This window comes from Streptomyces rubellomurinus, assembly GCF_000961885.1.
GTDB lineage: Bacteria > Actinomycetota > Actinomycetes > Streptomycetales > Streptomycetaceae > Kitasatospora > Kitasatospora rubellomurina.
Map to the genome: position 1 here is coordinate 26,214 of NZ_JZKH01000020.1, position 25,389 is coordinate 51,602.

The window sequence follows — 25,389 nt, forward strand, 5'->3', positions numbered from 1 at the left end:
GTATCTTGACGTCGAGATTGACGTTCGAGGAACAAGCCGGAAGAGCAAGCAGGGGGAACGGCCATGCGGGACAACGGGCTGATCGCACAGCTGAGGAGGCCGCCGGGCGGGCGGGACGCGCGCATGATGCTGTTCGCGCAGGGTGTCGACCGGACCGGCACCGGCGTCTGGGCGGCGGCCTCGGTGCTCTACTTCACCTTCGTCTGCGGGCTCGACGAGAAGCAGCTCGGCCTGCTGCTCGGCGTGGCGGCGGTGGCCGGGATCGCCGGATCGCCGCTGGCCGGGCGGGCCGCCGAGCGCTTCCCGGTGCGCGGCCTGCTCATCGCCAGCCACCTGCTGCGCCTGGGCACGATGGGCCTGATGCTGGTCGTCCACGACTTCGTCGCCCTGCTGCTCGTGGTCGCCGTCACCTGCCTCGCCGAGCGCTCCGCCAAGACCCTGGAGATGCTGTTCGCCACCCGCGTCGCGGGCGAGCAGCGCGGCACCTACCAGGCGCTGTTCCGCAGCATCGCCAACGCCGGCTACGGGCTCGGCGCCGGGATCGCGGCGATCGGCCTCGCGTTCGGCACCACCACCGCCTACCAGGTGCTGATCCTCGGCAACGCGCTCTCGTACGTGCTCGCCGCCGAACTCGTGCGGCGCACCCGGGAGCCGGCCGGGCGCGGCCTGGTCGTGGCGGCCCCGGCCGGTGCCGAGGAGGAGCCGGTCAGGGCGGGCCGCAGCCCCTGGCGCGACCGCGGCTACCTGCTGTTCGTGCTGATGGACATGCCGCTGAGCCTGGACGACTCGGTCCTCAACGTCGGCCTGCCGGTCTGGCTGGTCCACCACACCCAGGCGCCGCACGCCGTCGTCCCGGTCTTCCTGGTGCTCAACACGGTGCTCGTCGTCGCGCTCCAACTGCGCGTCTCCGCCTGGGCGGACGGCCCGCGCGGGGCCGTCCGGGCGGTCCGCTGGTACGGCTTCACCGTCCTCGCGAGCTGCCTGCTGATCGCGCTCGCCACCGGCGCCGGGCCCTGGACGGCCTCGCTCACGCTGCTGGCCGCGGGGACGTTGGTCACCCTGGCCGAGCTGATGCGCTCGGTGACCTCCTGGGAGCTGGCCGTCAGCCTCGCCCCGGCGGGGGCCGGCGCCTCCTACCTGGGCGTGGCCGGGATGTCCCAGTCGGTGCAGAAGGCGGCCGGGCCGCTGCTGCTGACGGGCGTGGTGATGGCCGCCGGCCCGGTCGGCTGGCTGGCCCTCGGCGGCGCGGCGAGCGGCCTCGGGCTGCTCCAGCGCCGGGCCAGCCTCCGCCGGCTCGCCGCCCTGGACGCGGCGGCCGGACGGGCCGCCGCCCAGCCGGCCGGCGTGCCGGTCGCCGGGTAGGGGGAGCGGGGTAGGGGGTGCGCCGCCGGTGCGCGGGCTCAGGCGCGGTCGGCCGGGCCCGGCACCAGCGGCGCCATGACGTGTTGGCCCGGGTTGAAGCCGTTGTCGTCCTCGTTGTCGTCGTCCGAGTTCACCGACGCGGTGACCGAGCCCGTCGTCCAGGAGACCAGGCCGAGCAGCAGGAAGACGACGAGTAGGCCGCGCCCGGCGCCGCTCAGGACCAGCGGACGGGTCGCCGACGCCGGGCCCTGCGGCTCGCTGCCCGGCTCCTCGCCGAACAGGCGCTTCGGGTAGGCCGAGGACAGCATCACCAGGTAGGCGGTGAAGCGCAGCCGGTAGCGCAGGATCGCCGCCGTCGCCTCGAACAGCGGCCGCGGCATCCGGCCGAGCACCAGCACCACCAGCCAGCTGACGAACGCCACCATCCACCACCCCGCGTTCAGCAGGCCCTGCACGATCGCGGCCGGGATCACTAGGACGATGCGGAACAGGACGGCCAGCCGGTTCAGCTCCCCGGGCCGCAGCTCGACCCGCACCGGGTACTCGGGGGCCTCGAAGCGGAACGGCGGGTAGCGGTCCACGGTGAGCATCAGGTACGCCGTCACCCTGGTCTCGTACGGCACGTACCCGCCCAGGTAGTCCGCCACCAGGCCGGGCAGCCGGCCGAGCAGCAGGGCGCCGAACCAGCCGACGACGGTGACGAAGAACGCCACCACCGACAGCACCCACACCACCACGGCCTGGGGGATCACCAGCAGCATGCGCAGCAGCACCGTCCAGCGGTTCTGCGGGCCGGGCTCCGGCATGTCCAGCACCGGGAGCCACTCACGGCTGACGGGGGCGGGGGGAGCCTGCCACATCCGGGCCTCCACGGTCTGGGGACGACTCGACGACTCGACGACTCGACGGCGCGACGACTGGACGACGACGCCCGGCGGCCGGTGGTCGGGCGCGGCCGGGTGCCCTCCGAAGATCGCAGCACCGGGCCGGGCCCGCGCGCCGTGCTGCGCCGGACGGGTCACCCGTCCGATGGCCCGTCACCCCTGCGATCCGGCGTCGCCCGGGTTCCCCGGCCGGCCGTGAGAATGATCACGCCAACCCGGGGCTGTCCGGTCGCCGTGCCATCGCATCTATCCGTTCGAGGGGGATTGTCTGCCCACGAGCGGAACGGAGACCGGACTGTGCGTGCCGACCAAGGCGGCGGGGCCGAGGACGAGAAGGAGCGCCGGCGCCGGCGCCCGCTGCGGTGGATCGACTACCCGCGCAGAGGCCGGCGCGGGGTTCGCCGCTGGCTCCCGTCCTGGCGCCAGCTGCTCCTGGCGGTCGGGCTCGGGGCGACGGCGCTGACGGGGTGGCTGGCCTGGTTCTACGCGACCACCGAGGTCCCGGACGACCTGAACGCCTTCGCCACCCAGCAGAACAACGTGTACTTCTGGGCGGACGGCACCGAGATGGCGCGGGTCGGCCAGGTCAACCGGCAGGAGGTGCCGCTCGGCCAGGTGCCGGAGCCGGTGCAGTGGGCGGTGCTCGCCGCCGAGAACGAGACCTTCTACTCGGACCCGGGCATATCGTTCTCCGGCATGGGCCGCGCCGTCTACCAGATGGCCGTGGGCGGCGACACCCAGGGCGGCTCGACCATCACCCAGCAGTACGTCAAGAACATCTACCTGAACCAGCGGCAGACCATGTCGCGCAAGCTCAGCGAGATGGTCATCGCGATGAAGCTCGACGAGCGGATGAGCAAGCAGGACATCCTGGCCGGCTACCTGAACACCAGCTGGTTCGGCCGCGGCAGCTACGGCATCGAGCGGGCCGCGGCGGCGTACTACGGCAAGGATGTCTCGGAGCTCAACCCGAGCGAAGGCGCCTTCCTGGCCGCCCTGTTGAAGGGCGCCGGGCAGTTCGACCCGGCGCTGGGCCCGGAGAACCGCGAGCGGGCCGAGGACCGGTGGTCCTGGATCCTCGACCGGATGGTGAAGACCGGCAGGCTCTCCGCCGCCGAGCGCGCCACGTACACGGTGTTCCCCGAGCCCGGGCCGCAGCCGAAGTCGGCGGGGCTGAGCGGCCAGGTCGGGTACCTGGTGGACATGGCCAGGAACTACGTGGAGAGCCACAGCGACATCACCGCGGCCCAGTTCGACCTCGGCGGCTACCAGGTCTTCACCACCTTCGAGAAGCCGAAGGTCACCGCCCTGGCCGCCGCGGTGCAGGACGCCACCAAGGGGGTCGACCCCGACCACCGGGAGGCCGACAAGCTGCTGCGGGTCGGCGCCGCCTCCGTCGCCCTCGACGGCAGGATCGTCGCGCTCTACGGCGGCCCCGACTACCTCAAGCAGGGCTTCGACAACGCCAACACCTCGACCGTGCCGCTCGGTTCGGCCTTCACCCCGCTGGTGTACGCCGCCGGGCTCGGCCAGGGCGTCCAGCGCCGGCGCGGCGGCGACCGGACGCCGGTCCAGCCCACCACCACCTACGACGGCGACAACGGCGTCAACGTGATGACCCCGGAGGGGCCGTACTGGGGGCGGGACGGGAAGATCGTGAAGACCGCCAACGAGGGCAAGCGGGACTGGGGCCGGATCTCCCTGCGCGGCGCAATCGAGCAGTCCGTCAACGGGCCGATGATGCAGCTCGCCATGGACGTCGGCCTGGACCAGGTGCGCAGGACCGCCGCGGACCTCGGCCTGGCCCCCGCCAGCATGGGCGAACTGGTGCCGGCCTTCGGCACCGGCAACTCCACGCCGAGCGCGATCCGGGCCGCCGACGCCTACACCGCCTTCGCCGCGGGCGGCCGCCGCACGGACCCGTACTCGGTGCTCAGGATCACCCGCAACGGCGCGCCGGTCGACCTGCGGCTGCCGACCGCCGTCCAGGCGCTGACCCCCGGGGTCGCCGCGGACGTGGACGCGGCGCTCAAGGGCGCGGTGCGCGCCGGGAGCGCAAGCTCGGTGGCCGAGGCCGGCCCGGACCTGGCCGCGAAGCCCGGCACCACGCCGGACCGCCGGGCGGGCTGGATGGTCGGCTACGACGGGCAGCAGTCCACGGCGGTCACGGTCTTCCGGGCGGACCTGAAGGACATGAAGCTGCTCCCGCTGGAGGGGGTGGGCGGCGCGGCCCCGGAGACCTCGGACTCCGCGCTGCCCGGCCGGATCTGGACGTCGTACATGAAGACGGCGGCCGGCGGGCGGCGGTAGGGCGCGCGGGTCGGCCGCGGGGCCCGGGCCCCACGGCCGACCGCCCGTCAGTCGACCAGGCGCGACCAGTCGGCCGGCTGCCCCGGGTCCAGCGCGCGCAGCTTGTCGAGGACCTTCGGGTCCTGGACGTCCAGCCAGTCGGCGACCTGCCGGAAGGAGACGCAGCGGACGCCGTCGCGGCGGCAGACGCTCTTCATCACGTCCTCGACGGCCTGCATGTAGATGCCGCCGTTCCAGTCCTCGAAGTGGTTCCCGATGAACAGCGGGGCCCGGCTGCCGTTGTAGACCCGCTCGAAGCCGGCCAGGTAGCTGTCCCGGGCCTCCTTCTCCCAGGCGGCGTACTTCTTCGGATCACCCTTGACGCTGCTCCCGGACTGGCCGGCCAGGAAGTTGAAGTCCATCGACAGGCCCTGGGTCTCCCGCCCGGGGAAGGGCAGCAGCTGCAGCGGGAAGTTCCACATGCCCTCCTTCCTGGCCGGCCACACCTGGAACTCGCCCGGTGAGCTGGCGTCGTACCGGAAGCCGGTCGCCTTCTCGGCCGGGAGCAGCGCCTTCTGGCCCTCCAGGCAGGGCGCGCGGCCGCCGACCAGCTCCTTGGTGTAGTCGAAGGGCAGCGGCGGGAGGTCCTTGAAGCCGGTGTTGGTCTTCCAGTTGGTGACGAAGGAGACCGCCTGGTCGAGCTCGCTCTTCCACTCCTCGGTGCTCCAGTTGCCGCCGCCCTTGGCGTTGCAGAAGTGCCCGTTGAAGTGGGTGCCGATCTCGTTCCCGTCCTGCCAGGCGAGGCGCAGCTGCTCCAGGGTGTCCTTGATGTGGGCGTCGGTGGCGTAGTCGATGGCGGCGTCGCCGACCTTGTGCTGCGGCGGGTGGTAGAGCGAGGCCTTGGACTTGGGCAGGGTGTAGAGGCCGCTCAGGAAGAACGTCATCTGGGCGTTGTTCTCCACGCCGAGCTTGCGGAAGCGCGAGAACAGGTGGTCGTCGCCCTCCAGGGCCCCGTCCCAGGAGAACACCACGAACTGCGGCGGCTTCTCGCCGGGTTTCAGCTTCTCGGGCTTGGCCTGCTTGGGCTGCGGGCCGGTGAAGGAGGTGGAGCCGTCGCCGAGCACCTTGACCTGGCCGTCCCAGGTCGGCGTGGGGGTGGGCGTGGGGAGCGGGGCCGCCGCGGTGGGCGGCGGGGTGGCGCCCGCCCCGGTGGCGGCGTCCGAGGGCGCGGGGTCGGCGGCCGCCGGTCTCTCCTGCGAGGCGGAGTCCCCCGTGGCCACGGTGCAGGTCGCGACGACACCTATGGTCAACAGAACGGCCACACCTCGCGCAGTCCGCACGTTCCCTCCGGTCCTTGATGATCCCTACAGTGTGATCATCAGACCATTTTCGACCGGTTTGTGTCGAGATGGGCCCGAGTGGGACGCGATGACCGAACGTCCGTGCCACACACAGTGTTTGATGCGGTGGGCCACGGATGAGGTTGCACGGGAAGTCGACCCGGCCGACTTCCCGTGCGGCGGGGGCGGGGGCGGGGGTTGCGGGGTCAGGCGCGGGTGGCGGTGAGGAGGTGGTAGTCGAGGAGGCCGTCGCGCCAGGCGGGGAGGAAGTTGCGGGACCAGTGGGCGGTCGGGACGGTGTCGGTGAGGTAGCGGTCGAAGCCGGGCCAGACGTCGGAGCCGATGGCGGTGGTGTCGACGGCGGTGAAGCCGGCGGCGGCGAGATCGGCGGTGAAGGCGTCGAGGGAGTGCGGGACGTCGAGGCCGTCGGCGAAGCTGGCGAGGAGGATCTTGAGGCGTTCGGCGACCTCGGGGCCGGCGGCGGCGAAGAAGGTGGTGACGACCAGGCGGCCGCCGGGGCGCAGCACCCGGGCGGCCTCCCGGGCGAAGCCGGACAGTTCGCGGAAGTGCTGGGCGGCCTCGACGGAGTAGACGCCGTCCAGGGAGGCGTCGGGGAAGGGGAGTTCGTCGGCCGAGCCGAGGGTGTAGGCGAGCCGGTCCGGGTAGGTGGCGAGGGCGCGGGCGTTGACGGCGCGGGCGCGCTCGATCTGGTCGGGGTGGATGTCGATCCCGGTGACGGAGGCGAAGCGGAACTCGCGCAGCGCGAGGGCGGCGCCCAGGCCCCGCCCGCAGCCGACCTCGGCCAGCCGGAGCTGTTCGCGCGGTTCGGGGAAGGCCCGTAGCGTCCGCCGGTACAGCTGTTCCTGGCTGTGCACCCGGTCCTCCTGGGTGGGTGCGGTGAGGTCGATCCCCCGCCAGTCGCCGAAGTTGATGAAGCCGCCGGCGAACGACGGTGCTGCCGACAGGTCGTCCGTGCCGTAGGTGCGGCGTACGGTCGGCGGGATGTGGTGGTGGTCCATGGGGCGTCGGGTCTCCGTGGTCGGTCGGCGCCCGGCCCTCGGGCGCGCCGGGGTACGTACCCAAACCTGTACCCGCTCGAACACGGAACGTGACGATCTGGTGGAGCGGGGAAAAGGTTTCGTGCCGGGGCGGCCCGGTCCGCTACCGTCCGGTTCCGTGAACACTCCCGACGACCGCCCCGTCCCGCCGCTGATCGGCGGCGAGCGCGAGATGCTGCGCGGCTTCCTGGACTTCCACCGCGCGACGCTCGCCATGAAGTGCGCGGGCCTGACCGACGAGCAGCTGCGCCGGCGCTCCAGCCCGCCGTCCACGCTCACCCTGCTCGGCCTCGTCCGGCACCTGGCCGAAGTGGAGCGCACCTGGTTCCGCCGGGTCATCAACGGCGAGGACCTGCCGCTGGTCTGGTCCGAGGACGGCGACTACCAGGCCGCCTTCGACCTCACCGACGCCAGCCCGTCCGCGGCCTTCGCCGCCTGGCAGGCCGAGGTCGAGCACGCGCGCCGGATCGAGCGCGAGGCGCCGTCCCTCGACGTCATCGGCCACCAGCCCCGCTGGAACGCCGACGTCTCCCTGCGCCTGGTCATGCTCCACCTCATCCACGACTACGCCCGCCACAACGGGCACGCCGACCTCCTGCGGGAGGGCATCGACGGCACGGTGGGCGCGTAGGCCCTCGCGCGGACGGCGCCGGTCACCAGCCGAGCAGGTGGGTGCGGTCGGCGAGCGCGGTGAGGACGGCGTCGGCGGTGGCGTCCGGGGTGAGGGCGGCGGCGTCGAGGCTGTGCCGGGCGAGCGGGGAGCCGGCGGCGGCGGGCCGCAGGACGACGTAGTGCAGGGCGGCGCCGGTGGTGCGGCTCTCGCGGCGGAAGGTGTCGAGGGTGGGCGGGACGTCCGGGGCCTCGACGACGACCTGGTAGCCGCCGGTCGCGTAGGCGAAGGCGGCCTGGGCGGCGGCCGCGAGGGCAGTGGCGCTGCGGCGGCGGGCCTCGGGCGGGTGGGGCGGGACCTGGCCGGTCCGGATGACCTTCAGGAAGTCGTCCGTCCGCAGGTGGACGCTCGGGTCCAGCCGCGCCGCCAGCAGCTCCGCGACCGGGCTGTGCCCGTCCCCGGACGGGTCGACGAGGACGAGGACGCCCCCGGCTCCCCGACCGCCCCCGAGTTCCGGCCCATCTACGGTCGTACGGTTCACAGCTGCTGATCCCTTCGCGGGCCGGGGACGGGGGGCGGGGAGCCGGGGCGAGGCGGTCGGAGCACGGGGGGACGGCCGGTCCGCCCGGATACGGACAACCGACCGCCTCGTCCCTACGACTGAGGCGTTCGGGGATCAACCTAGTCCAACCGGGTGCCCCGAGTCGTCCCCGGGACGCCGGTCAGCGGTCCTCGGCGCGCAGCACCACCGGGTTGGTGAGCGCCGCCATCGGGCCCCACGGCAGGTCCGGCCCCATCGCGTTGCCCCGGCCCGGCGTGCCGTCCGCCCTCGGGTGGCGCACCTCGGCACGGACGTACGCGGCCAGCGAGGCGGTGGTGCGCCACACCACCGTGCCGGAGCCGTCCGCGGCCAGCGGCTCCTGGTGCATCTGCCCCTCGTCGGTGAGCAGGCGGACGGTGCCGCCCGGCACCCCGGAGACGGTCAGCCGGACGTCCAGCGGGGCGTCGGCGGGGACGGTCAGCTCCTCGCCGATGCCGGCCCGGCGGCCGTGGCCGGTGACGGTGAGGTCCAGCCGGACGGCCGCGGACTCGGCGAGCCAGCTGCGCCCGGCGCGCAGCCCGTCGAGCAGCGCGTCCCGGGTCAGGTCCTCGGCGAGGACCACGTTGTGCGGGGAGCCGATCACCTGCGGGGCGCTGTGCGCGTCGCTGTTGCCCATCGCGGGCGTCCAGGACCGGCCGTGCCGCAGGGCGACGGCGAGCTGCGCGTCCCAGGTGTCGACGGCCGACTCGTCGTCGTACGTCCAGGGACCGTTCCACACCTCGACGGCGTCGGCCTGCTCGTAGCCGAACTTCCACTGGCAGGCGACGTACGGGCAGTACGGGTGCGCGGGCACCACCAGGCCGCCGGAGCGGTGGACCTGGCGGACGAAGCGCGGGTACTCCTCGTCGCGGGAGCGGTAGCGCCAGTCGACGAACTCGCCGGCCGGCAGGCCGAGGGCGAGCCAGTGGCCGTTGCGGGTGGTGACCTCCTCGCCGGTCAGGATCAGCAGGTCCGGGCCGGCCAGCGGGCCCCAGACGGCGTGCGAGGAACTGGTGTTGTGGTCGGTCGAGACGATGAAGTCCAGGCCGGCCTCGCGGGCCCCGGCGGCCACCTCCGCCGGGAGCCGCCGGCCGTCCGAGTGCACGGTGTGCAGGTGGCAGTCGCCGCGGTACCAGGCCCGGCCGCGGCCGCGGGCGCGCTCCGGCGGGTAGTGCGGGGTGAACTCCGGGCCGGGCTCGCCGAACCGGAGGGTGACCTGGACGCGATAGTCCAGGCCCTGCGGGGCCACCTGGTAGGGGCCGAGCACGATGTGCCAGGTCCCCGGGTTGATCGGGCCGGGCAGGTAGCCGGGGGTCGCGGCGTCGCGGGCCACGCTGAACTCGGTGCGGAAGCCGCCGGACCAGCCGCGGAAGCCGTCGCTGCCGAGGTCGGTGCCGCGCTCGTCGAAGATGCCGATGTCGCAGGAGTTGCCGGGGGTGCCGGCCGGGACGGGCGGCTTGTCGTAGCCGTAGGAGACGGCGATCTCCCGGACGCCGTCCGGGACTTCGACCGGGAGGTAGACGAAGTCGGGGGCGCCGGTGGGGAGATGGCCGGTGAGGGTGAAGGTCCGGTCGGCGGGGGCGTCGGCGGCCGCCGCGGTGGTGGCGGCGAGCGAGAGAGCGGTGGCGGCACCGGTGGCGAGGGTGCCGCGCAGGACGGTCCGGCGGTCGGGGCGTGGCGCGGGTGCGGGTGCGGGTGCGGGATCGGTGGGCATCGGGGCCTCCGGGGTGGCGGCGGGCGGGTCGCTCGCGGACCTACCCCGGGGGGTGAACCGGCGGTGAGGCGCGGCCCACCGGGGCGGGGCGAGCCGGTGAAGGGGGCCGGACGGGGGTGGGCCGGGGGGCCGGGGGAGTGGAGTTGCGGGGTGTGACGATTCATCGGTACATGGTTCGTGGGTACGGGAAGCCGGGCGTGGAGCGGAGGCGGGTGTGGGGCTGAGTCGGCGGGCACTGCTGGCGGCGGTGGCCGGGGGTGCGCTGGCCGGGTGCCGGGCCTCGGGCAGGGCGGGGCCGGCGGCGGCTCCGGGGAGCCCGTCCGCGACCGCTCCCGCTGCGCCGACGCCGGCGCTGACGCCGACACCGACGCCGGATGCGACGCCCACCGCAACGCCGTCCGCGCCGTCCGCGTCCTCCGCTCCGAAGGAGCCGAGCCGGGCGGAGGTGGTCCGGCGCTACGGCGGCGCCGCCCCGGCCGACTGGGGGCTGGAGGTCCCCGGGGTGATCACCGAACTGCCGGACGGGCAGCGGGCGACGGCGCTCACCTTCGACGCCTGCGGCGGCCCGGGCGGCAACGGCTACGACGCCGCCCTGATCGACTTCCTGCGCGCGCACGCCGTCCCGGCCACCCTGTTCCTGAACGCCCGCTGGATCGACGCCAACCCGGACGCCTTCGACCAGCTCGCCGCCGACCCGCTGTTCGAGATCGGCAACCACGGCACCGTCCACCGCCCGCTCTCGGTCACCGGCCGCTCCGCGTACGGCATCGCCGGCACCCGCGACGTGGGCGAGGTGTACGACGAGGTCGCGGGCAACGCGCAGAAGCTCGCCGGGCTGCTCGGACGCCCGCCCCGGCTCTTCCGCTCCGGCACCGCGCACTGCGACGACGTGGCCACCAAGGTGGTCGCCGACCTGGGCGAGCGGGTGGTCGGCTTCTCCGTCAACGGGGACGGCGGCGCCACGCTGAGCGCCGCCGAGGTGCGGCGGGAGGTGGCGGCGGCCCCGGCCGGCGCGATCGTGATCGGGCACCTGAACCACCCGGGCGGCGGCACCGCCCCCGGGGTGGCGGCGGCGGTGCCGGGGATGCTGGCGGCGGGGCGGCGGTTCGTCCGGCTGTCGGACGTGCTCTGAGCTCCCGCCGCGAGCGGCGGGGTCGGCCGGACCGGGCCTATGCGAGGCGCAGGCCGCCCGGGTGCTCCTCCTCGATGATCCGGACCAGCCAGTCGAAGACGGTCGGCCCCTTCCCGGCCCGGGCGGCGGCCAGGTCGGCGGCGACCTGCTCGCGGTTGGCCGGGTGGCAGCGGGTCTGCCGCAGCTCCAGCTGGCGGACGGTCTCCGGGTAGCCGAGCCTGCGCCGGGAGGTCTCGTGGTCGCGCCACTCGATGACCCAGTCGCCGTCGTCGGGCGTGCCGTAGCCGCCGCGCAGACAGTCGGCGAAGGAGTCGAGGTTGCGGCCGAAGTAGCCGTCCACGCCGATCGTCCGCCCGACCGCGTCCCAGAACTCCTCCAGGCTGCCGATCCCGCTGCCGTCGATCACATAAGTCACCGTCACGGGACCGAGCATATGCCGCCGGCCCGTTCGTCGAACGCCTGAACGGCGGAGGGGTGGCGGGCGGCGTTACGGGGTGACGGCGATGGCAGTGGCGAGCAGGCCGTCGCGCACCGCCCAGCGGCCGTCGAAGCCGTCCAGCCGCCGCCCGCCGACCTCCGGGCCGGGGACCAGCAGGCGGGCCGTGAAGGTGCCGTCCGGGGCGAGGGTCAGCTCGGCCTCGCTGAACTCCAGGAACTTCAGGGTCAGCGGGAACCAGGCCTTGTAGACGGCCTCCTTGGCGCTGAACAGGATGCGGTCCCACGGGACGTCCGGCCGCGCGGCGCTCAGTTCGGCGAGCCGGCGCTGTTCGGCCGGCAGCGCGATCACCTCCTGGACGCCCTCGGGCAGCGGCAGCGCCGGCTCGGCGTCGATGCCGATCGAGGCCAGCTCGCCGGCCCGGGCGACGGCGGCGGCGCGGAAGCCGTCGCAGTGGGTGAGGCTGCCGACCACGCCGTCCGGCCAGCTCGGGGTGCCGCGCAGACCGGGGACGAGCGGCTGGTACGGGACGCCGATCCGGGTGAGGGCGGCGCGGGCGCAGTGCCGGACGGTGGTGAACTCGCGGCGGCGCTTGTCCACGGCCCGGGCGACCACGGCCTCCTCGGCGGGTTCCAGCCGGGCCTCCGGCGGGTCGTCGTAGGCCACCTCGGTCGCGACGACGTCCGGCAGCAGGTCCCCGATCATGCGTTCCCCCCTCGGGCTCGCGCGCGGGTGGGTCGCCGCGCGGGACGAGCCTAACCCCAGACGGACCGCCGCTGCCGCTACTGCCCGAGAAGCCGGGCGAAGTCCAGGCCGAGGCTGCCCAGGACGGGGAGCGCGCCGAGGTCGGTGACGCCGCCGACCGGGATGCTGTAGCCCTGGTTGACCTCGCGGGGCCGGGCGTCGGCGGCCGCGGCGGGTGCGGCGGAAGCGGCGGCGGCCGGGAGCAGGACGGTGCCGAGGAGCAGGGCGGCGAGTGCGGTGCGCATCTGGCGGGGCCTCCGGGGGCGGGCGGTGGTGCCGGGTGTGCCGGTGGTGACGTGCCCTCAACTCCCTTGGCGGCCATTCGGTCACGCATCTTCGCCTCTTCGGCGGCATTGGTAAAGATCTCTCCCTTGTGTTCATGCCAACACGGCAGAGGTCTGGACCGTGCCCGCATCGATTGCCTACGTTCGGTTGGTCCGATAGCGCATCGAGCCGGCCCGGGGTCGGTGGCACCCCCGTGCGCTATCGGCGTCTCTCTCTGTCATGAGCACGTCATTCGACTGATCGACCGGAGGGGAACCATGCGTGCCGTCAGCAAGAACCTCAGGATCCTCGTGGGCGCACCGCTCGCCGCCGCCGCCCTGCTCGCCCTGACCGCAGGCAGCGCGAGCGCGGCCATCCCGATCAACAAGCCGATGACCGGCAAGGCGACGTACTACACCGACGCGGGCTACGGCGCCTGCGGCACCCAGATCAACGCCTCCAGTCAGCTGCTGGTCGCCGTTCCGCGCAGCTGGTGGACCTCCGCCAACCCCAACAACGACCCGCTCTGCCAGGGCATTTCGGTCAAGGTGACGTACCAGGGCAAGACCGTCACCGTTCCGGTCAAGGACCAGTGCCCCTCCTGCGACGCCACGCACATCGACCTCAGCAAGCCCGCCTTCGCCCGGCTCGCCCCGCTCGACAAGGGCGTCATCAGCGGGCTCACCTGGCAGTTCGTCAGGACCGGCGTGAACGGGAAGACCGTCGAGCTCTCCGCCCCGGTCACCGCCGACACCCTCGGCTGACCCGGGGCCGACGAGCCTGGCGCCCGCCCGCCCCCGCAGCGCCGCGGGGGCGGGCGGGCGTCCGGCCGTTCGGCGGCGCTCCGTGGTGCGCGGAAGGTGCCGAGGCGGCAGCGTGGTGGGCGTGTACGGAAGAGCCCTGGCGGCCGTGGGGGCCGCGTTGCTGCTGTGCGCGCCCGGCGGGCAGGCCACCGGGAAGTCGCCCGGATGGGCCATCGCGGCCGTCGACCAGGGCTCCCGGCGGGTGCTGGTGCTGCAGAGCGCCGAGGAGCTGATGCCCTACCAGGGGCCGGACCGGCTGCCCGTGTGGTGGAGCTGGAGCGCCGACCGGGAGCCCGAGCTGGCCGACCTGCGGCCGGCCCGGAGCTGGACCGACCCGGACGAGGCCAAGAGCCGGGTCCGGCAGGGCCGCCGGCACCTGATCGCCACCGCCTCCGGCGGCCTCGCCGTCGTCGTCGACACCGCCACCCGCCGGGTCCGCTGGGCGGCGGACCTCGGCGCCGCCGCCAACCCGCACAGCATCGAGCTGCTGCCGGACGGCAACGTCGCGGTCGCGGCGAGCACCGGCGGCTGGGTCCGGCTGTACGCGGCCTCGCAGGGCCCGCGCGCCGCCCGGTACGCCGACCACCCGCTGCCGGGCGCGCACGGCGTGCAGTGGGACGAGCGGACCGGGCTGCTCTGGGCGCTCGGCGAGGACGCGCTGGTCGCACTGCGGGTCGGCGGCACCCCGGCCGAGCCCGCCCTGACCCCGGTCCGCCGGGTGCCGCTGCCGGACCGGGGCGGGCACGACCTGGCGCCGGTGCTTGCCGAACCCGGCCGGTTCTGGGTGAGCACCCTGCGGCACCTGTACCGGTACGACCCGGCCGCCGACACCTTCGCCCCCGTCCGGCTGGCCGATCCGGCCGCCGAGCGGGACGTCAAGAGCATCGGCGACGAGCCCTTCACCGGCCGGCTGCTGACCGTCGCGCCCGATCACCAGGGGTCGTGCGACTGGTGCACCTCGGTGATCACCCTGCACCGGCCCGAGGGCGTACGGGTGCTGCGCGGCGCGCGGCTGTACAAGGCGAGGTGGTGGAGTGCTCTTTAGCATACCGGTGACGCTCGGTAGTCGTTTTTCCGGCCCGGGTCGGCGATACCACCCGATTCGGCGAAGGCATTCGGCTGATGGGGCATATTGTGTACCCCGGCAAACTACTCCAATGGAAGTCAGTTTCCGGTCCACCTCCGGAAACCATCTGCCGACCCGCGTCGACTGGGATAGCGTCGAAGGCGTCGGGGGGTCGACACCGAGTCCGGTGCATTCGTACACCAGCCAGCAGGCCGTCATGGCAGTCACGGCCGGAATACCGTCATGGAGAAAAGCATGTCGAAGATGCGGGACAGGCAGAACGCACAAGCAGAACGGCGCACCGGGAATTCCGTGGCGGAAAGCCGGTCGGAGGTCATCGACGACCTGCAGCTCGCGGTGGACTCGCTCGCCGCGTTCCCGGCGCGCACCGCCGCCGGCGGCGCGGACGTCACCGAACGGCTCGCGGCCGTCGCCGACCTGTGCCGCTCGGTGGACGCCGTGCTCGACAGCCTGGTCGTGCAGGCCGCCGCCGAGGCCGCCGAGGAGGGCTGGACCGCCGCCCGGATGGCGGCCGAACACTCCGGCTACTACGCCCGGTTGCGGCGCGCCCTGCTCCCGGCCGGGGCCGGCGCCGGGCTGACGGAGCAGTGAGCGCGTCGAGCCCGGTCGGGCACGTGCTGTCCTGCTCCACCCGCTGGAGCGACGTCGACGAGAACGGGCACATCAACAACGCCCGGCTGGTCGGCTACATCCAGGAGGGGATTTACGACCTGTTCCGCCACCACGCGACCGCCGTCCGGGAATCCCTGTTCCCGTCCGGATTCATTATCGCGCGGCACGAGATCGATTATCTAGAGCAGTTGCACCACCAGCCCGAGCCGTTGTCCGTGCGGTTGACGGTCGAACGGCTCGGCCGGAGTTCCGCGCACGTCGAGGTGAATGTCCTCCGCGAACCGCGCACCTTTATGCGGGCGCGCACCGTCGTGGTCGCCCGGGACCGCGAATCCGGCCGGTCGCGCAAACTCAGCCCGGGCGAGCGGCGCTTTCTCGCGGGCTTTATGCCGGAGGACGCGCGGGCCGCCGAGGCCGCGGCCACCGCCCCGGCCGGCATGCCGGCCCAGCGGGGCCCGGCCCGCAGCGGTGGCAGAGTGTCATCGCCGCTGCGCCCGCGCCGGCGCTGCCGCACCTCGGCCGGCTGAGCCGCCCCAGGGCCCCTCGGGCCCGGGCCCGGCGGCGTCCCGTGCCGGCCACGGCACGGACCGGCGGCGTGATCGACAACGGCGTCGATCCGCCCGTCCGGTCCTCCTCCCGGCCCTCCCTCCCGGCTCCCCTTCCGTTTCCCTCCCCGGTCCCGCTTCCCGGGCCGCTCGCCCGGGCTCGGCGGCGGCGGGCCGCAGTACGCTGAGCAGGACGGGCCCCGGAGCGTCCCACGGGGGTCGGGCGCGCGGGGGTCCCGCCGGTCGCCCTCGACCGGAAGGAGGAGGACGCGATGACCATCAGCCGGGAGGACTTCCTCGCCCGCGTCGTCGAACGCGGCGAGTACCGGGGCGAGGCCGAGGCGGACCACGCGGCCCGGGTGGTGCTCGGGCTGCTCGGCGAGCACCTGGTGGGCGCCGAGCGCGCCGAGCTCGCCGACGCCCTGCCGGAGGCCTACGCCGGACCGCTGCGCGACGCCGGGCCCGCCTGCGAACCGCTGACCGCCGAACGCTTCGTCCAGGCCGTGGTCGGCTGGATCGACGGCGCGACGGCGGCCACCGCGCAGTGGGACATCGGGGCGGTGCTCAGCACCCTCGCGGACCTGGTGCCCGGGCAGCTGGTCGACCGGGTGGTCGAGCAGCTCCCGGACGGCTACGACCTGCTGTTCGGGCACCCGCTGCCGGCCTGAGGGACCCGCGCGGGGCCTGCCCGGGAGCCCCTCCTCAGCGGCAGAGCGCCGCCGCGCCGATCAGCCCCGCGTCGGTGCCCAGCTCGGCGCGGCGCACGTCCAGGCCGCGCACGTACGGCAGGGCCGCGTAGCGGTCCAGGTGGCGGGCGAGCGGCGCGAACAGCACGTCCCCGGCCTCGGCGACCCCGCCGCCGACGACCACCCGGCCGAGGTCGACCAGCGTGGCCGTGGCGGCGATCCCGGCGGCCAGCGCCTGCGCGGCGCGGTCGAAGGCGGCCAGCGCGACCGGGTCGCCACCCGCCGCCGCGGCCGCCACCGCCCGGGCCGAGCGGTCCGCGCCGTCCGGCCGCCAGCCCGCGGCGAGGGCCCGGCGGGCGATCGCGGTGCCGCTGGCGATGCCCTCCAGGCAGCCGCGCGAACCGCACGGGCACGGCTCGCCGTCCAACTCGACGGTGATGTGGCCGAGATGGCCCGCGTTCCCGCTGCGCCCGGGCCGCACCGCGCCGTCCAGCACCAGCCCGGCGCCGACGCCCGTCGACACCACCAGGCAGAGCGCGTCCGCGGCGCCCCGGGCCGCGCCCCGCCAGTGCTCGGCGGCGGCCATCGCCACGCCGTCCCCGGCCAGCCGGACGGGCAGCGCGCGGGCGGCCACCGCCGGGTGCGCGGCGGCCTCGGCGACCAGCGGGAAGTCGCGCCAGCCGGGGATGTTGACCGGGCTGACGGTGCCGCCGACGAGGTCGACCGGGCCGGCGCTGCCGATCCCGAGGGCCTTCACGGCGGGCCAGTCGGCCGTGGCCGCGAGGTGGTCCAGGACCTGGTGCACGACGGCGAGCACGTCCGTGCCCGCGGCCCGGGCGGGGGTGGGCAGTTGGCGGCGGTGCCGGAGCCGTCCGGCGCCGTCGACCAGCGCGCCGGCGATCTTGGTGCCGCCGATGTCGACGGCGGCGAACAGCGGGCCGGCGGGGGTGAGGGTCATCGCGGCGGGCTCCAGGGTCTCGAACGGCGGTCAGGGGGCTCAAGGGGCGGCGCCGCACAGCGTAGATCAGGCCGGTGATCGCGTCGGTGCCGTGCCGTACAGTCGGCGCATGAGCGATGAGCAGTTGCCGATCGTCCGGACGGCGCCGCAGGCCGCGCCCGAGGCCCGGGCCGGGGACCTGGACCGCGAGGCGGTGGCCGACCGGCTGCGGATCGCGGCCGGGGAGGGCCGGATCGACCTCGCCGAGCTGGAGGAGCGGCTGGAGCTCGCCTTCGCGGCCCGGACATACCGCCAACTCGACGTGCTGGTGGCCGACCTGGGGCCGCGCTCGGCGCCGGTGGGTGCGGACGACGAGCCCCTGGTGCTGCGGACCAGGATGCGGCACATCCTGCAGAAGGGCGTGTGGGAGGTGCCGCGCCGGATCGTCGCCGAGACCGGGATGGGCCTGATCGTGCTCGACTTCACCTCGGCCGTCTGCCCGCACCGCGAGGTCACCGTCGAGGTCGCCTGCGGCGCGGGCCAGGTCAAGCTGGTCGTCCCCCAGGGCTGGGGCGTCCGGATCGACCGGTCGAGCACCAACACCGGGCAGATCGTCAGCAAGGCCCGGACGGAGGCCGAGCCGGGCTCCCCGCTCGTCACCCTGATCGGGCACCCGCGCTCCGGCTACGTCCGGATCAAGCAGGCCCGCCGAGGATGAGGCCGGTCAGCGCAGGACGGCCGGGGTCGGGCCGTCCGGGCGGACGGTGATGCTGTAGGCGTTGCCCCGCGGCACCGACCGGAACTCCAAGCGGCCGAGCGGCAGCAGGAGTTCGAGCAGTGCGGTGGTCTCGCGCAGCGCGAACTGGGTGCCCAGGCAGGCGCGGGCGCCGAGGCCGAACGGGACGTACGCGCCGACGTAGGCGGGGCGGGCGGCGCCGGGGGCGAATCGGGCCGGGTCGAAGCGCAGCGGGTCGGGCCACAGCTCCGGGTCGCGCTGCATCAGGTACGGGCAGACCAGTACGTCGGTGTCGGCGGCGATCCGGTGGCCCTCGACCACGTCGTCCTCGACGGCGTACCGGGGCAGGATCCAGGCGGACGGGTAGAGGCGCAGGGTCTCCTCGACCAGCGCCCTGGGGTCGGCCGTGCGGGCCTCGGGGAAGCGGTCGAGCAGCAGGAACAGCCAGGTGAGGGTGCTGGCGGTGGTCTCGTGCCCGGCGACCAGCAGGGTGACCAGCTCGTCCCGGATCAGCGTGTCGGTGTACTCCGGGTACTGGTCGCCCGCGTCGAGCAGGGTGCGCAGCACGCCGGGTTCGGGGGCGTCGGCGGTGCGGGCGGTCTCGATCGCGGCCTGCGCGACGCGGTCGATCAGCGCGAGGTCGGCCGCGACCGCCCGGCGGGCGTCCGCCGCGTCGCCGGGCAGGGTCGGCATCGCGGCCACCACCCGTTCCACCGCCCGCAGTTCGGCGTCGGTGCGGTCGTCCAGCGGCAGCCCGGTGAGGGCGCGCCACACGGTGTCCAGGGCGAAGCCGCGCATCTCCTCGGCGACGTCGAAGGTCTCGCCGGTGCGCCGGTAGCCCGCCCAGCGCTCGGCGGTGCGGCGGGCGGCGGAGGCGATCCGCTGCTCGTAGCGGCGCATCCCGGTGCCGGTGAACTGGGACTGCAGGAGCCGCCGTTGGCGCTTCCAGGCGTCCCCGGTGGCGGACAGGACGCCGTCGCCGACCAGCATCCGGGCGCGGTGCGGGCGCTTGACGTACCGGTCCGGGTGGCGGCCGAGCACGTGCTGGACGGCGGCCGGGTCGGTGACCAGGACGGTCGGGTGCGGGCCGATCCGGAAGCCGGCCAGACCGCCGTGGGTGCGCCGGGCGAGGGTCAGCAGGTCGAGCAGGTCGGTGCCGGCGGCGCGCCACTGCTCGACCGCCTCGGGGGCCAACTCGGGTACGGCGCGGGTCTGCTGGATCACCTGGGGCTCCTCGGCTCGGTCGAGTCGACCGTCGGTCACGTCACGGAGCAGGGTAGACGGCTGCGCCGCGATCCGTCCCCTCAAACGGATCGCGGCGCAGCGGCTCGGGTGGTGTCAGGTGTCAGGTGTCGGGCGTCAGCCGGTGGGGCCGGTCAGATCGGCTGCCACAGGGCGGGGACGATCGGCGGCTCCCAGCCGACCTGGGCGGTGTGGCCCTGGACGCAGCGGTAGCTGACCCCGTTGTAGGTCACCACGTCGCCCGCCTGGTAGGTGGTGCCGGGCGTCCAGGTGCCGCCCGGGTTGGGCGTCCCGTTGCCCACGACCAGGGAGAAGCTGGTGCTGTGGGTGGTTGAGCCGGCGCCGGTGACGGTGATGCTGTAGGTGCCGGCGGCGGTGGTGGCGGAGGTGCTGATGGCCAGCGTGGACGAGCCGCCGGACTGCACCGAGGACGGGCTCAGCGAGACCGTGACGCCGGCGGGGGCGCCGGTGGCCGTCAGGTTGACGGTCTGGGCGGAGCCGGAGGTGGTGGCGGTGGAGACGGTGGCGCTGGTGGAGTCACCGGGCTTGACGGTGGCGGTGGCCGGGTTCACCGCGAGGGAGAAGTCGTTGGCGGGCGCGGTGCCGCCGACCGAGGTCTTCCAGATGGTGGCGGCCACGCCGTTGGCGCTGCGCTTGAGCGCGGTGGCGTCGATGTTGCCGCTGGTGTCGCAGGACTGGTGGTAGCAGGAGTCGTAGGACTGGCCGGCCTGGCCGCCCCACTTGGCCGCCTGGGCCGAGGTCTTGACGGCGTCCGCGCCGGCCGCGTAGCCGGAGGTCGGGATGCCGGCCTGCTGGAAGGAGTAGTCGTCCGAGCGGCCCTGGCCCTCGGTGTTCTCCTCCGGCTGGAGGTTCAGCGAGTCCCAGTACGCCTTCATCGGCGCGGCGGCGCCGGAGGAGATGTTGTTGATGAAGTAGCCGGCGTTGGGCGAGCCGACCATGTCGAAGTTGTAGTAGGCCTTGATCGCGGAGCGCTGGGCGGAGCCGAGCTGGCCGACGTAGAAGTTCGAGCCCTGCAGGCCCTGCTCCTCGCCGGTCCACCAGGCGAACCGGACGTGCCGGCTCATGGTCGGGTTCTGCTGGGCGAGCGCGAGGGCGTTCTCCAGCAGGGTGGCCGAGCCGGAGCCGTTGTCGTTGATGCCGGGGCCGGCCCCGACGCTGTCCAGGTGCGCGCCGAACATGGTGACCTGGTCGGACGGGCCGCCCGGCCAGTCGGCGATCAGGTTGTTGGAGCGGTAGGTGCAGGAGGTGCAGGTCTGCTCGGCGACGGTGTAGCCGGCCGCCTGCAGCTTGGCCTTGAGGTACGCGACCGACTGGGTGTGCCCGGCGCTACCGGCCCGGCGGTTGCCGCCGTTCTGGTCGGCGATGGTGTTCAGCTGGGCCAGGTCGGCCTGGACCTTCGCGACGTCGATGACGGGCGGGGTCCCGGGGTTGGGCGCGCCGCCGCCGACCGTCAGGGTGTACTGGGCGGTGTGGGTGGCCGCGCCGGCGGTGCCGGTGACGGTGATCACGTAGGTGCCCGCGGTGGCCGAGCCGGAGGCCGCGAGGGTCAGCGTGGCCGAGGAGCCGGTCTGCACCGAGGAGGGGGTGATCGTCGCGGTGACCCCGGTCGGGGCGCCCGAGGCGGTCAGGTTGACGGTCTGCGCGGTGCCCGAGGTCACCGCGGTGGAGACCGTCGTGGTGGTCGAGGCGCCGGGCTGGACGGAGCCGGCGGCCGGGCCCAGGTTGAGCGAGAAGTCGTTGGTGCCGGACGGCGTGCAGGTCGGGTCGCCGCTCTGCGCGGGGACGCTGACGGCGTCCCAGGCCGCCTTGGTGCGGTTGTAGAAGGTGCAGCTCGGGTCGAGGTTCTTGGCGGCGGTCAGGGTGGTGGTGCGGTACCGCTTGTACGTCATGCCGCTGGTCTTGAGCAGCATGCCGCCGTACCAGACCTGGCCGGCCTGCTTCATGCCGATGCCGGTGACCGAGGAGCCGTTGCAGGTCGGGCTGGTCGGCTTGCCGCCGGCGCCGGTGGAGCCGTTGGCCAGCAGGTAGAACCAGTGGTTCAGCGGGCCGGCCGCGGCGTGCACCTCGGTGCTGGGGATGGCGGAGGAGTAGCAGTCCGGGTCGTTGTTGACCAGCGAGGGCTGGTACAGGTTGCGGATCGGGCCCTGGCCGACCAGGTTGATCACCCGGCCGACCTGGTAGTCCGGGTAGTCGTACGCGGCGGGCTCGTTGTTGTACTCCTTGGTGAGCGCGCCGAAGATGTCGCCGGTGCCCTCGCCGAGGCCGTTCTCGTTGTTGGCGCCGCCGGGGGTGTACTGGTCGATGCCGTGGCCGAACTCGTGGCCGACGACGTCCTGGGAGCCGATCCACTCGCCGGCCTGGCTGTGGCCGATCGAGACGGAGCTGCCGTCCCAGTACGCGTTGACGTCGTTCAGGCCGACCTTGATGGGCCAGCTGCGGCCGTTGCCGTCGTGCCCGTTGCGACCGAGCCAGTCGCGGAGCATGTCCCATTCCTTCTGGGCCGCCCACATGGCGTCGGCGCAGCCGGTCTCCTTGGTGGAGGGGTCGCCGTTGCCCCAGGAGTCGGAGGACTTGCGGAACACCTGGCCGGAGCTGTAGTCGGAACAGCTCAGGCCGGGCCGGTTCGGGTCGGAAAGCGAGTACGAGCCGCCGGAGTTGGTGGTGCTGATGGTGAGCGGCGCCGGGCCGTTCCACTTGCTGTTGACGGTGCCGGCCTCGACGTCGTCGTAGCTGTCGACGACCTCGCCGGTGGCGGCGTCCACGAAGACGTGCAGGGTGCTCGGCGCTTTCGCGGTGCGGCCGTTGAGCACCGTCTCCCAGGAGAGCCGGCCGGTGCCGTCCTTGACCCGGACGACCAGGCGGCGCTGGGCCACCGAGTCGACCACGGACAGCTTGGTGCGGGCGGTCTTCTCCGCGTCGGCGGCGCTGACCTTCGGGGTGGTCGACCCGCCGACCGGCCCGGGGGCGGCCGACTGGGAGGCGTGGACCTTGCCCTGGCCGTCCGCGAGCACCACCGCGTCGCCGCCGACCACCGGGAGGCCGTGGTAACTGCGCTCGTAGGAGACGGAGTAGAGGCCGCCGAGCCACGGGGTGACGGATCGGCGCTCGTAGGTCTCGTCGGGGCCCTTGGCCAGCGAGTCCAGGCCGGCCGCGGTGGCCGCGTCGGCGGCGTTCACGGCGGCGGCGAGGGCGCTGGGCGGGGCCGGTGCGGGTGGGGGCGCGGCGGTGGCCGGCCCGGCGGTGGCGGCTATGGTGCCGACCAGAAGCGTCAGGGTGGTCGCCGTGGTGAGCAACCGTCCCGCGGAAACTCTGCGTTGCATCGAGGCTCCTCGAACGTGGGGGTCCTCGACCGCGGACGGCATGCCGGAGCCACCGCGGGCCGCTCAGGGGGACGGCCGTGCGGGCCGTCCGCGCTCGGGTGCCCGAACCCTCACATGGCGTCATGCCCGGGTCAATGGCTGGTGCGGGCGATGCATAGGGTTGGCAAATTCCGTCAAGCTGCGCTTTTGTCCGAGTGGTTGAGACCTGATCAAGAATTGGTCGAGACCATGTCATGTACGGATCGCGCGCCATCCAGTACCGTCCTGCTCGTGGAGCGGAACCGAACGGGCCCCGGGGCGCGGGCGCCCCGGCCGGGCGGCCGGGAGGCGGACGCCTGGCGGGAGTTCGGCGCCCTGCTGCGGCACTGGCGGCGCCGGGCCGGACTGACCCAGGCCCAGCTGGGCGCCGGCCTCGGCTACGACCACACCGCGGTGAGCAAGATCGAGCACGGCGCCCGCCGGATCACCCCGAGGATCGCCGACCGGGCCGACGAACTGCTGGGCGCGGGCGGCGAGTTGCGGGCCGCCTGCCTGCGGGCGGAACGGGCCGGGCTGCCCGCGCTGGACCCGCTCGCCCCCGGGCTGCTGCGGGCCCCGCTGCCGGACGGGCCGCTGCCGCCCGCCGGCTCCGGCGCCGCCCAGGACACCGGCCGGGCCGCGCCGCTCCACCCGCCGGGCCGACTGCCGGACTACGGACTGCTCTGCCCGCTGCACGACGCCGAGGGCTGCGACGTCCCCGATCCGGCCGAAGTCGCCGCCCTGCACGCCGAGTTCTGCGAGGCCGACCCGGACGCCGCGGCGCCGCTGGACGCCGACACGGCGCACGCCCTGGCCGCCGGTCTCGCCGCCCAGCTGCGGGCCGGCGAGACCGGCGGCCGGCCCGGGCTGGTGGTCGCCGTCGAACGCACCCTGCGCGCGGTGCTCGCCCGGCTCGCCGTCGCCCCCGCCGCGCAGCGCCGCCCGCTGGCCCGGCTGGCCGCCGAACACGCCCACGCGGCCGGCGCGCTGCGGATGCAGGACGGCCGCAACGCCACCGCGATGGCCTGCTTCGACCGCGCCCTCAGCTGGGCCGAACTCGCCGGGGACCAAGCCACCTCGGTCGGCACGCTCAGCGACCTCAGCACCCTGGCCCGGCTCGACGGCGACCCGGCCACCGCCCTCGGCTACGCCCGCGAGATCGCCCGGGCGGCGCCGGGCCGGCACTGGGCCGGCGCGATGGGGCGGATCGGCCGGGCCCGCGCGCACGCGCTGACCGGGGACGTCCGGGGCACCCTGCGGCACATCGACCGGGCCCGGCAGCACGTGGAGCACATCGGCACCCGGGACGAGGCGGACGCGCCCTGGCTGACCATCGCCTCGATGCGGATGCGGGTCGAGGCCGCAGCCGCCGCCGCCCTGCGCGACCTCGCCGCCGCGGTGGACGACCCGCGGCTGGCCCGGCGCGCCCTGGCCGCCGCCGAGACCGCGCTGGAGCTGCTCGGCCCGGCCCAACTCCCGGCAAGCCGCCTGCTGTTCACCGTCCGGGTGGCCGACTGCCACGCCTGCGCGCACGATCCGCAGGCGGCCCTCGACCTGCTCCGCCCCGCCCTGGAGGCCGGGCCGGTGACCGGCCTGCCCGCGCTGGTCGGGTACGAGCTGCGCGGCCTGCGCGAGCGGCTGGCCGCCGCCCGCTGAGCTCCGATTTTCCGACGGCCGGTCGGCTCAGTCGGCGAGCCCGGCGGCTCGCAGCCGGCGCTCCACCTCCGGCCACTCCGGGGCGACCGGCGCGGTGGCCCGCCGGCCGACCTCCCTGTCCTTGAAGCCGCTGGACGTCGAGATGCACACCAGCGGCCCGTCGTCCGGGAGTTCGGACGCGTCGAGGCTGCGCAGACCGGCCAGTCCGGCGGCGGCGGACAGCTCCGCCCACAGGCCGTTGCGGGCCAGCTCCGCACGGGCCTCGGCGAGCTGCCGGTCGGACAGGGTGAGCGCCCGGCCGCCGCTCTCGCGCAGCGCGACCACGCCCCGGTAGCCGCCCACCGGCGAGGCGATCGAGTACGCCGAGGTCGCCCCGACCTCCACCCGGGCGGCCGGCACCCCGCGGCCGATCGCGGTGGCCAGCGGCGCGCCCGCCGCCGACTCGCAGGAGTGGATCCGCGGCACCCGGTCCGCCAGGCCCAGGCGGTGCAGCTCGGTGAAGCCCTTCCACACGCCGTACAGCAGCTCGCCGTAGCCGGTCGGCACGAACACCGCGGCCGGCGTGCCCACGTCCTGGAAGATCTCGTACGCCACCGTCTTGTAGCCCTCGGGCCCGTACGGGTGCCCGGTGTGGGTGGCGGTCAGGTTGCTGACCGGGTGCAGCCCGTACCGCTCGACGGCCTGCCGCATCAGCGGCCAGCGCGCCTCCCACGGCACCGGGAGCACCACCGCGCCGTAGGCGGTGAGGAAGGAGTCGACGGCGGGCGGCAGGTCGGGCCCGGCGAAGACCACGCAGCGCAGCCCGGCGCGGGCCGCGTAGGCGGCCGCCGAGGCGCCGTGGTTGCCGGAGGAGGCCACCGCGATGCCGCGGGCGCCGACCGCCAGGGCGGCACTGGTGGTGCAGCGGTTGAGCCGGTCCTTGTGGCTCCAGGTCGGGTTGCGGGACTCGTCCTTGACGTGGACGCCCGGCGCGATCTCGACCAGCGGGGTGGCGCCCTCGCCGAGGCCGGGGGCGAGCAGCGGCGGCAGCAGCGGGGCCCAGCGCTCCAGGCCGGTGCGGGCGGCAGCCGGGGCGAACAGGGCGGCGGTGTCCACCTTGTCGTAGGCGTAGTCGAGTTCGAGCGGGTAGGCGACGTCCTCGGTGCCGGTGCGCGGGCAGCCGGTGGTCAGCGGGGGCAGCAGCGGGTAGTCGAGGGCGGGGTCGCCGAGCGAGCGCTGGGCGGTGGCGAGGGAGTCCGGCGTGAGCAGCATGTAAGGATCGTAGTGCTAGGGAGGGTGCTACCTGAAGGGCTTTCCGCGAATGATCGCCGGTG

23 protein-coding genes are annotated in these 25,389 nt (G+C 74.5%); 11 read left to right on the forward strand and 12 right to left on the reverse strand.

Annotated features, from left to right (window positions below; all coding sequences use genetic code 11):
• Positions 1-63 precede the first annotated feature (63 nt).
• Positions 64-1,362 (forward strand): MFS transporter, encoded by a 1,299-nt coding sequence (locus tag VM95_RS12485; RefSeq protein WP_244178737.1) that lies wholly within the window; start codon positions 64-66, stop codon positions 1,360-1,362.
• Between the two features lie 38 nt (positions 1,363-1,400).
• Here the strand turns inward: VM95_RS12485 and VM95_RS12490 are convergent, their stop codons facing one another.
• Complete coding sequence (locus tag VM95_RS12490; protein ID WP_045695515.1) at positions 1,401-2,222, reverse strand: DUF4389 domain-containing protein; 822 nt, start codon at positions 2,220-2,222, stop codon at positions 1,401-1,403.
• 321 nt (positions 2,223-2,543) lie between these two features.
• Here VM95_RS12490 and VM95_RS12495 point away from each other — a divergent pair, with 321 nt between their 5' ends.
• Positions 2,544-4,556: a transglycosylase domain-containing protein gene (locus tag VM95_RS12495; protein ID WP_244178738.1), complete on the forward strand. Its 2,013-nt coding sequence runs from the start codon at positions 2,544-2,546 to the stop codon at positions 4,554-4,556.
• 47 nt (positions 4,557-4,603) lie between these two features.
• On the opposite strand, the gene VM95_RS12500 is transcribed toward VM95_RS12495, so the two are convergent.
• Positions 4,604-5,845, reverse strand: coding sequence for a polysaccharide deacetylase family protein (locus VM95_RS12500; protein WP_425265298.1), 1,242 nt, complete (start codon positions 5,843-5,845; stop codon positions 4,604-4,606).
• 236 nt (positions 5,846-6,081) lie between these two features.
• The gene (locus tag VM95_RS12505; protein ID WP_045695520.1) at positions 6,082-6,894 is read right to left on the reverse strand and encodes a class I SAM-dependent methyltransferase; all 813 of its coding nucleotides are present in this window, start codon (positions 6,892-6,894) and stop codon (positions 6,082-6,084) included.
• A gap of 211 nt (positions 6,895-7,105) precedes the next feature.
• Here VM95_RS12505 and VM95_RS12510 point away from each other — a divergent pair, with 211 nt between their 5' ends.
• Complete coding sequence (locus tag VM95_RS12510) at positions 7,106-7,564, forward strand: DinB family protein (RefSeq protein WP_045695663.1); 459 nt, start codon at positions 7,106-7,108, stop codon at positions 7,562-7,564.
• A 22-nt stretch (positions 7,565-7,586) separates the two neighbouring features.
• On the opposite strand, the gene VM95_RS41440 is transcribed toward VM95_RS12510, so the two are convergent.
• Both VM95_RS41440 and VM95_RS12520 read right to left on the reverse strand, forming a co-directional pair.
• Positions 7,587-8,084, reverse strand: a complete 498-nt coding sequence (locus tag VM95_RS41440) for a hypothetical protein (RefSeq protein WP_045695523.1) — start codon at positions 8,082-8,084, stop codon at positions 7,587-7,589.
• Between the two features lie 181 nt (positions 8,085-8,265).
• Positions 8,266-9,837, reverse strand: coding sequence for a CehA/McbA family metallohydrolase (locus VM95_RS12520; protein ID WP_045695526.1), 1,572 nt, complete (start codon positions 9,835-9,837; stop codon positions 8,266-8,268).
• A gap of 445 nt (positions 9,838-10,282) precedes the next feature.
• Between VM95_RS12520 and VM95_RS12525 the strand changes: the two genes are divergently transcribed.
• Positions 10,283-10,969 (forward strand): polysaccharide deacetylase family protein, encoded by a 687-nt coding sequence (locus tag VM95_RS12525; protein WP_244178739.1) that lies wholly within the window; start codon positions 10,283-10,285, stop codon positions 10,967-10,969.
• A gap of 37 nt (positions 10,970-11,006) precedes the next feature.
• Here VM95_RS12525 and VM95_RS12530 read toward each other — a convergent pair whose 3' ends face one another.
• From VM95_RS12530 to VM95_RS12540, 3 genes are all read right to left on the reverse strand, one after another.
• Positions 11,007-11,390: a barstar family protein gene (locus tag VM95_RS12530; protein WP_045695666.1), complete on the reverse strand. Its 384-nt coding sequence runs from the start codon at positions 11,388-11,390 to the stop codon at positions 11,007-11,009.
• Between the two features lie 66 nt (positions 11,391-11,456).
• On the reverse strand, positions 11,457-12,110 hold the full coding sequence (locus VM95_RS12535) for a 4'-phosphopantetheinyl transferase family protein (protein ID WP_045695532.1): 654 nt from the start codon (positions 12,108-12,110) through the stop codon (positions 11,457-11,459).
• Positions 12,111-12,187: 77 nt separating this feature from the next.
• Positions 12,188-12,394: a hypothetical protein gene (locus VM95_RS12540; protein ID WP_045695534.1), complete on the reverse strand. Its 207-nt coding sequence runs from the start codon at positions 12,392-12,394 to the stop codon at positions 12,188-12,190.
• A 297-nt stretch (positions 12,395-12,691) separates the two neighbouring features.
• Between VM95_RS12540 and VM95_RS12545 the strand changes: the two genes are divergently transcribed.
• From VM95_RS12545 to VM95_RS12565, 5 genes are all read left to right on the forward strand, one after another.
• Positions 12,692-13,177, forward strand: coding sequence for a cysteine/serine endopeptidase inhibitor (locus tag VM95_RS12545; protein ID WP_045695537.1), 486 nt, complete (start codon positions 12,692-12,694; stop codon positions 13,175-13,177).
• 121 nt (positions 13,178-13,298) lie between these two features.
• Positions 13,299-14,261 carry a DUF6528 family protein gene (locus VM95_RS12550; protein ID WP_157882078.1) on the forward strand — a complete coding sequence of 321 codons (963 nt, stop codon included), beginning with the start codon at positions 13,299-13,301 and terminating at the stop codon, positions 14,259-14,261.
• Between the two features lie 333 nt (positions 14,262-14,594).
• Complete coding sequence (locus tag VM95_RS43220; protein WP_045695543.1) at positions 14,595-14,894, forward strand: hypothetical protein; 300 nt, start codon at positions 14,595-14,597, stop codon at positions 14,892-14,894.
• Between the two features lie 23 nt (positions 14,895-14,917).
• Positions 14,918-15,442 carry an acyl-CoA thioesterase gene (locus tag VM95_RS40225; RefSeq protein ID WP_167352913.1) on the forward strand — a complete coding sequence of 175 codons (525 nt, stop codon included), beginning with the start codon at positions 14,918-14,920 and terminating at the stop codon, positions 15,440-15,442.
• 290 nt (positions 15,443-15,732) lie between these two features.
• Positions 15,733-16,128 carry a DUF2267 domain-containing protein gene (locus VM95_RS12565; RefSeq protein ID WP_045695544.1) on the forward strand — a complete coding sequence of 132 codons (396 nt, stop codon included), beginning with the start codon at positions 15,733-15,735 and terminating at the stop codon, positions 16,126-16,128.
• A 34-nt stretch (positions 16,129-16,162) separates the two neighbouring features.
• Here VM95_RS12565 and VM95_RS12570 read toward each other — a convergent pair whose 3' ends face one another.
• Positions 16,163-17,104, reverse strand: coding sequence for an ROK family protein (locus VM95_RS12570; RefSeq protein WP_045695547.1), 942 nt, complete (start codon positions 17,102-17,104; stop codon positions 16,163-16,165).
• Between the two features lie 109 nt (positions 17,105-17,213).
• Between VM95_RS12570 and VM95_RS12575 the strand changes: the two genes are divergently transcribed.
• Entirely contained in the window at positions 17,214-17,801 is a 588-nt protein-coding gene (locus VM95_RS12575; RefSeq protein WP_045695551.1) for a DUF1707 SHOCT-like domain-containing protein, read from the forward strand.
• Positions 17,802-17,807: 6 nt separating this feature from the next.
• On the opposite strand, the gene VM95_RS12580 is transcribed toward VM95_RS12575, so the two are convergent.
• Both VM95_RS12580 and VM95_RS12585 read right to left on the reverse strand, forming a co-directional pair.
• Positions 17,808-19,082, reverse strand: coding sequence for a cytochrome P450 (locus VM95_RS12580; RefSeq protein WP_244178740.1), 1,275 nt, complete (start codon positions 19,080-19,082; stop codon positions 17,808-17,810).
• Between the two features lie 113 nt (positions 19,083-19,195).
• On the reverse strand, positions 19,196-22,402 hold the full coding sequence (locus VM95_RS12585; RefSeq protein ID WP_045695552.1) for a M28 family peptidase: 3,207 nt from the start codon (positions 22,400-22,402) through the stop codon (positions 19,196-19,198).
• A 270-nt stretch (positions 22,403-22,672) separates the two neighbouring features.
• Between VM95_RS12585 and VM95_RS12590 the strand changes: the two genes are divergently transcribed.
• Positions 22,673-24,076 carry a helix-turn-helix domain-containing protein gene (locus VM95_RS12590; protein ID WP_244178741.1) on the forward strand — a complete coding sequence of 468 codons (1,404 nt, stop codon included), beginning with the start codon at positions 22,673-22,675 and terminating at the stop codon, positions 24,074-24,076.
• Between the two features lie 27 nt (positions 24,077-24,103).
• On the opposite strand, the gene VM95_RS12595 is transcribed toward VM95_RS12590, so the two are convergent.
• On the reverse strand, positions 24,104-25,327 hold the full coding sequence (locus VM95_RS12595; RefSeq protein ID WP_045695555.1) for a threonine synthase: 1,224 nt from the start codon (positions 25,325-25,327) through the stop codon (positions 24,104-24,106).
• Positions 25,328-25,389: the final 62 nt, after the last annotated feature.

Coding starts and splice junctions, on each gene's coding strand:
- VM95_RS12535 (WP_045695532.1), bottom strand. CDS start 12,110: ATGATCGGGGACCTGCTGCCGGACGTCGTCGCGACCGAGGTGGCCTAC.
- VM95_RS12490 (WP_045695515.1), bottom strand. CDS start 2,222: ATGTGGCAGGCTCCCCCCGCCCCCGTCAGCCGTGAGTGGCTCCCGGTG.
- VM95_RS12540 (WP_045695534.1), bottom strand. CDS start 12,394: ATGCGCACCGCACTCGCCGCCCTGCTCCTCGGCACCGTCCTGCTCCCG.
- VM95_RS12595 (WP_045695555.1), bottom strand. CDS start 25,327: ATGCTGCTCACGCCGGACTCCCTCGCCACCGCCCAGCGCTCGCTCGGC.
- VM95_RS12575 (WP_045695551.1), top strand. CDS start 17,214: ATGAGCGATGAGCAGTTGCCGATCGTCCGGACGGCGCCGCAGGCCGCG.
- VM95_RS12510 (WP_045695663.1), top strand. CDS start 7,106: ATGCTGCGCGGCTTCCTGGACTTCCACCGCGCGACGCTCGCCATGAAG.
- VM95_RS12505 (WP_045695520.1), bottom strand. CDS start 6,894: ATGGACCACCACCACATCCCGCCGACCGTACGCCGCACCTACGGCACG.
- VM95_RS12520 (WP_045695526.1), bottom strand. CDS start 9,837: ATGCCCACCGATCCCGCACCCGCACCCGCACCCGCGCCACGCCCCGAC.
- VM95_RS12585 (WP_045695552.1), bottom strand. CDS start 22,402: ATGCAACGCAGAGTTTCCGCGGGACGGTTGCTCACCACGGCGACCACC.
- VM95_RS12545 (WP_045695537.1), top strand. CDS start 12,692: ATGCGTGCCGTCAGCAAGAACCTCAGGATCCTCGTGGGCGCACCGCTC.
- VM95_RS12485 (WP_244178737.1), top strand. CDS start 64: ATGCGGGACAACGGGCTGATCGCACAGCTGAGGAGGCCGCCGGGCGGG.
- VM95_RS12565 (WP_045695544.1), top strand. CDS start 15,733: ATGACCATCAGCCGGGAGGACTTCCTCGCCCGCGTCGTCGAACGCGGC.
- VM95_RS12570 (WP_045695547.1), bottom strand. CDS start 17,104: ATGACCCTCACCCCCGCCGGCCCGCTGTTCGCCGCCGTCGACATCGGC.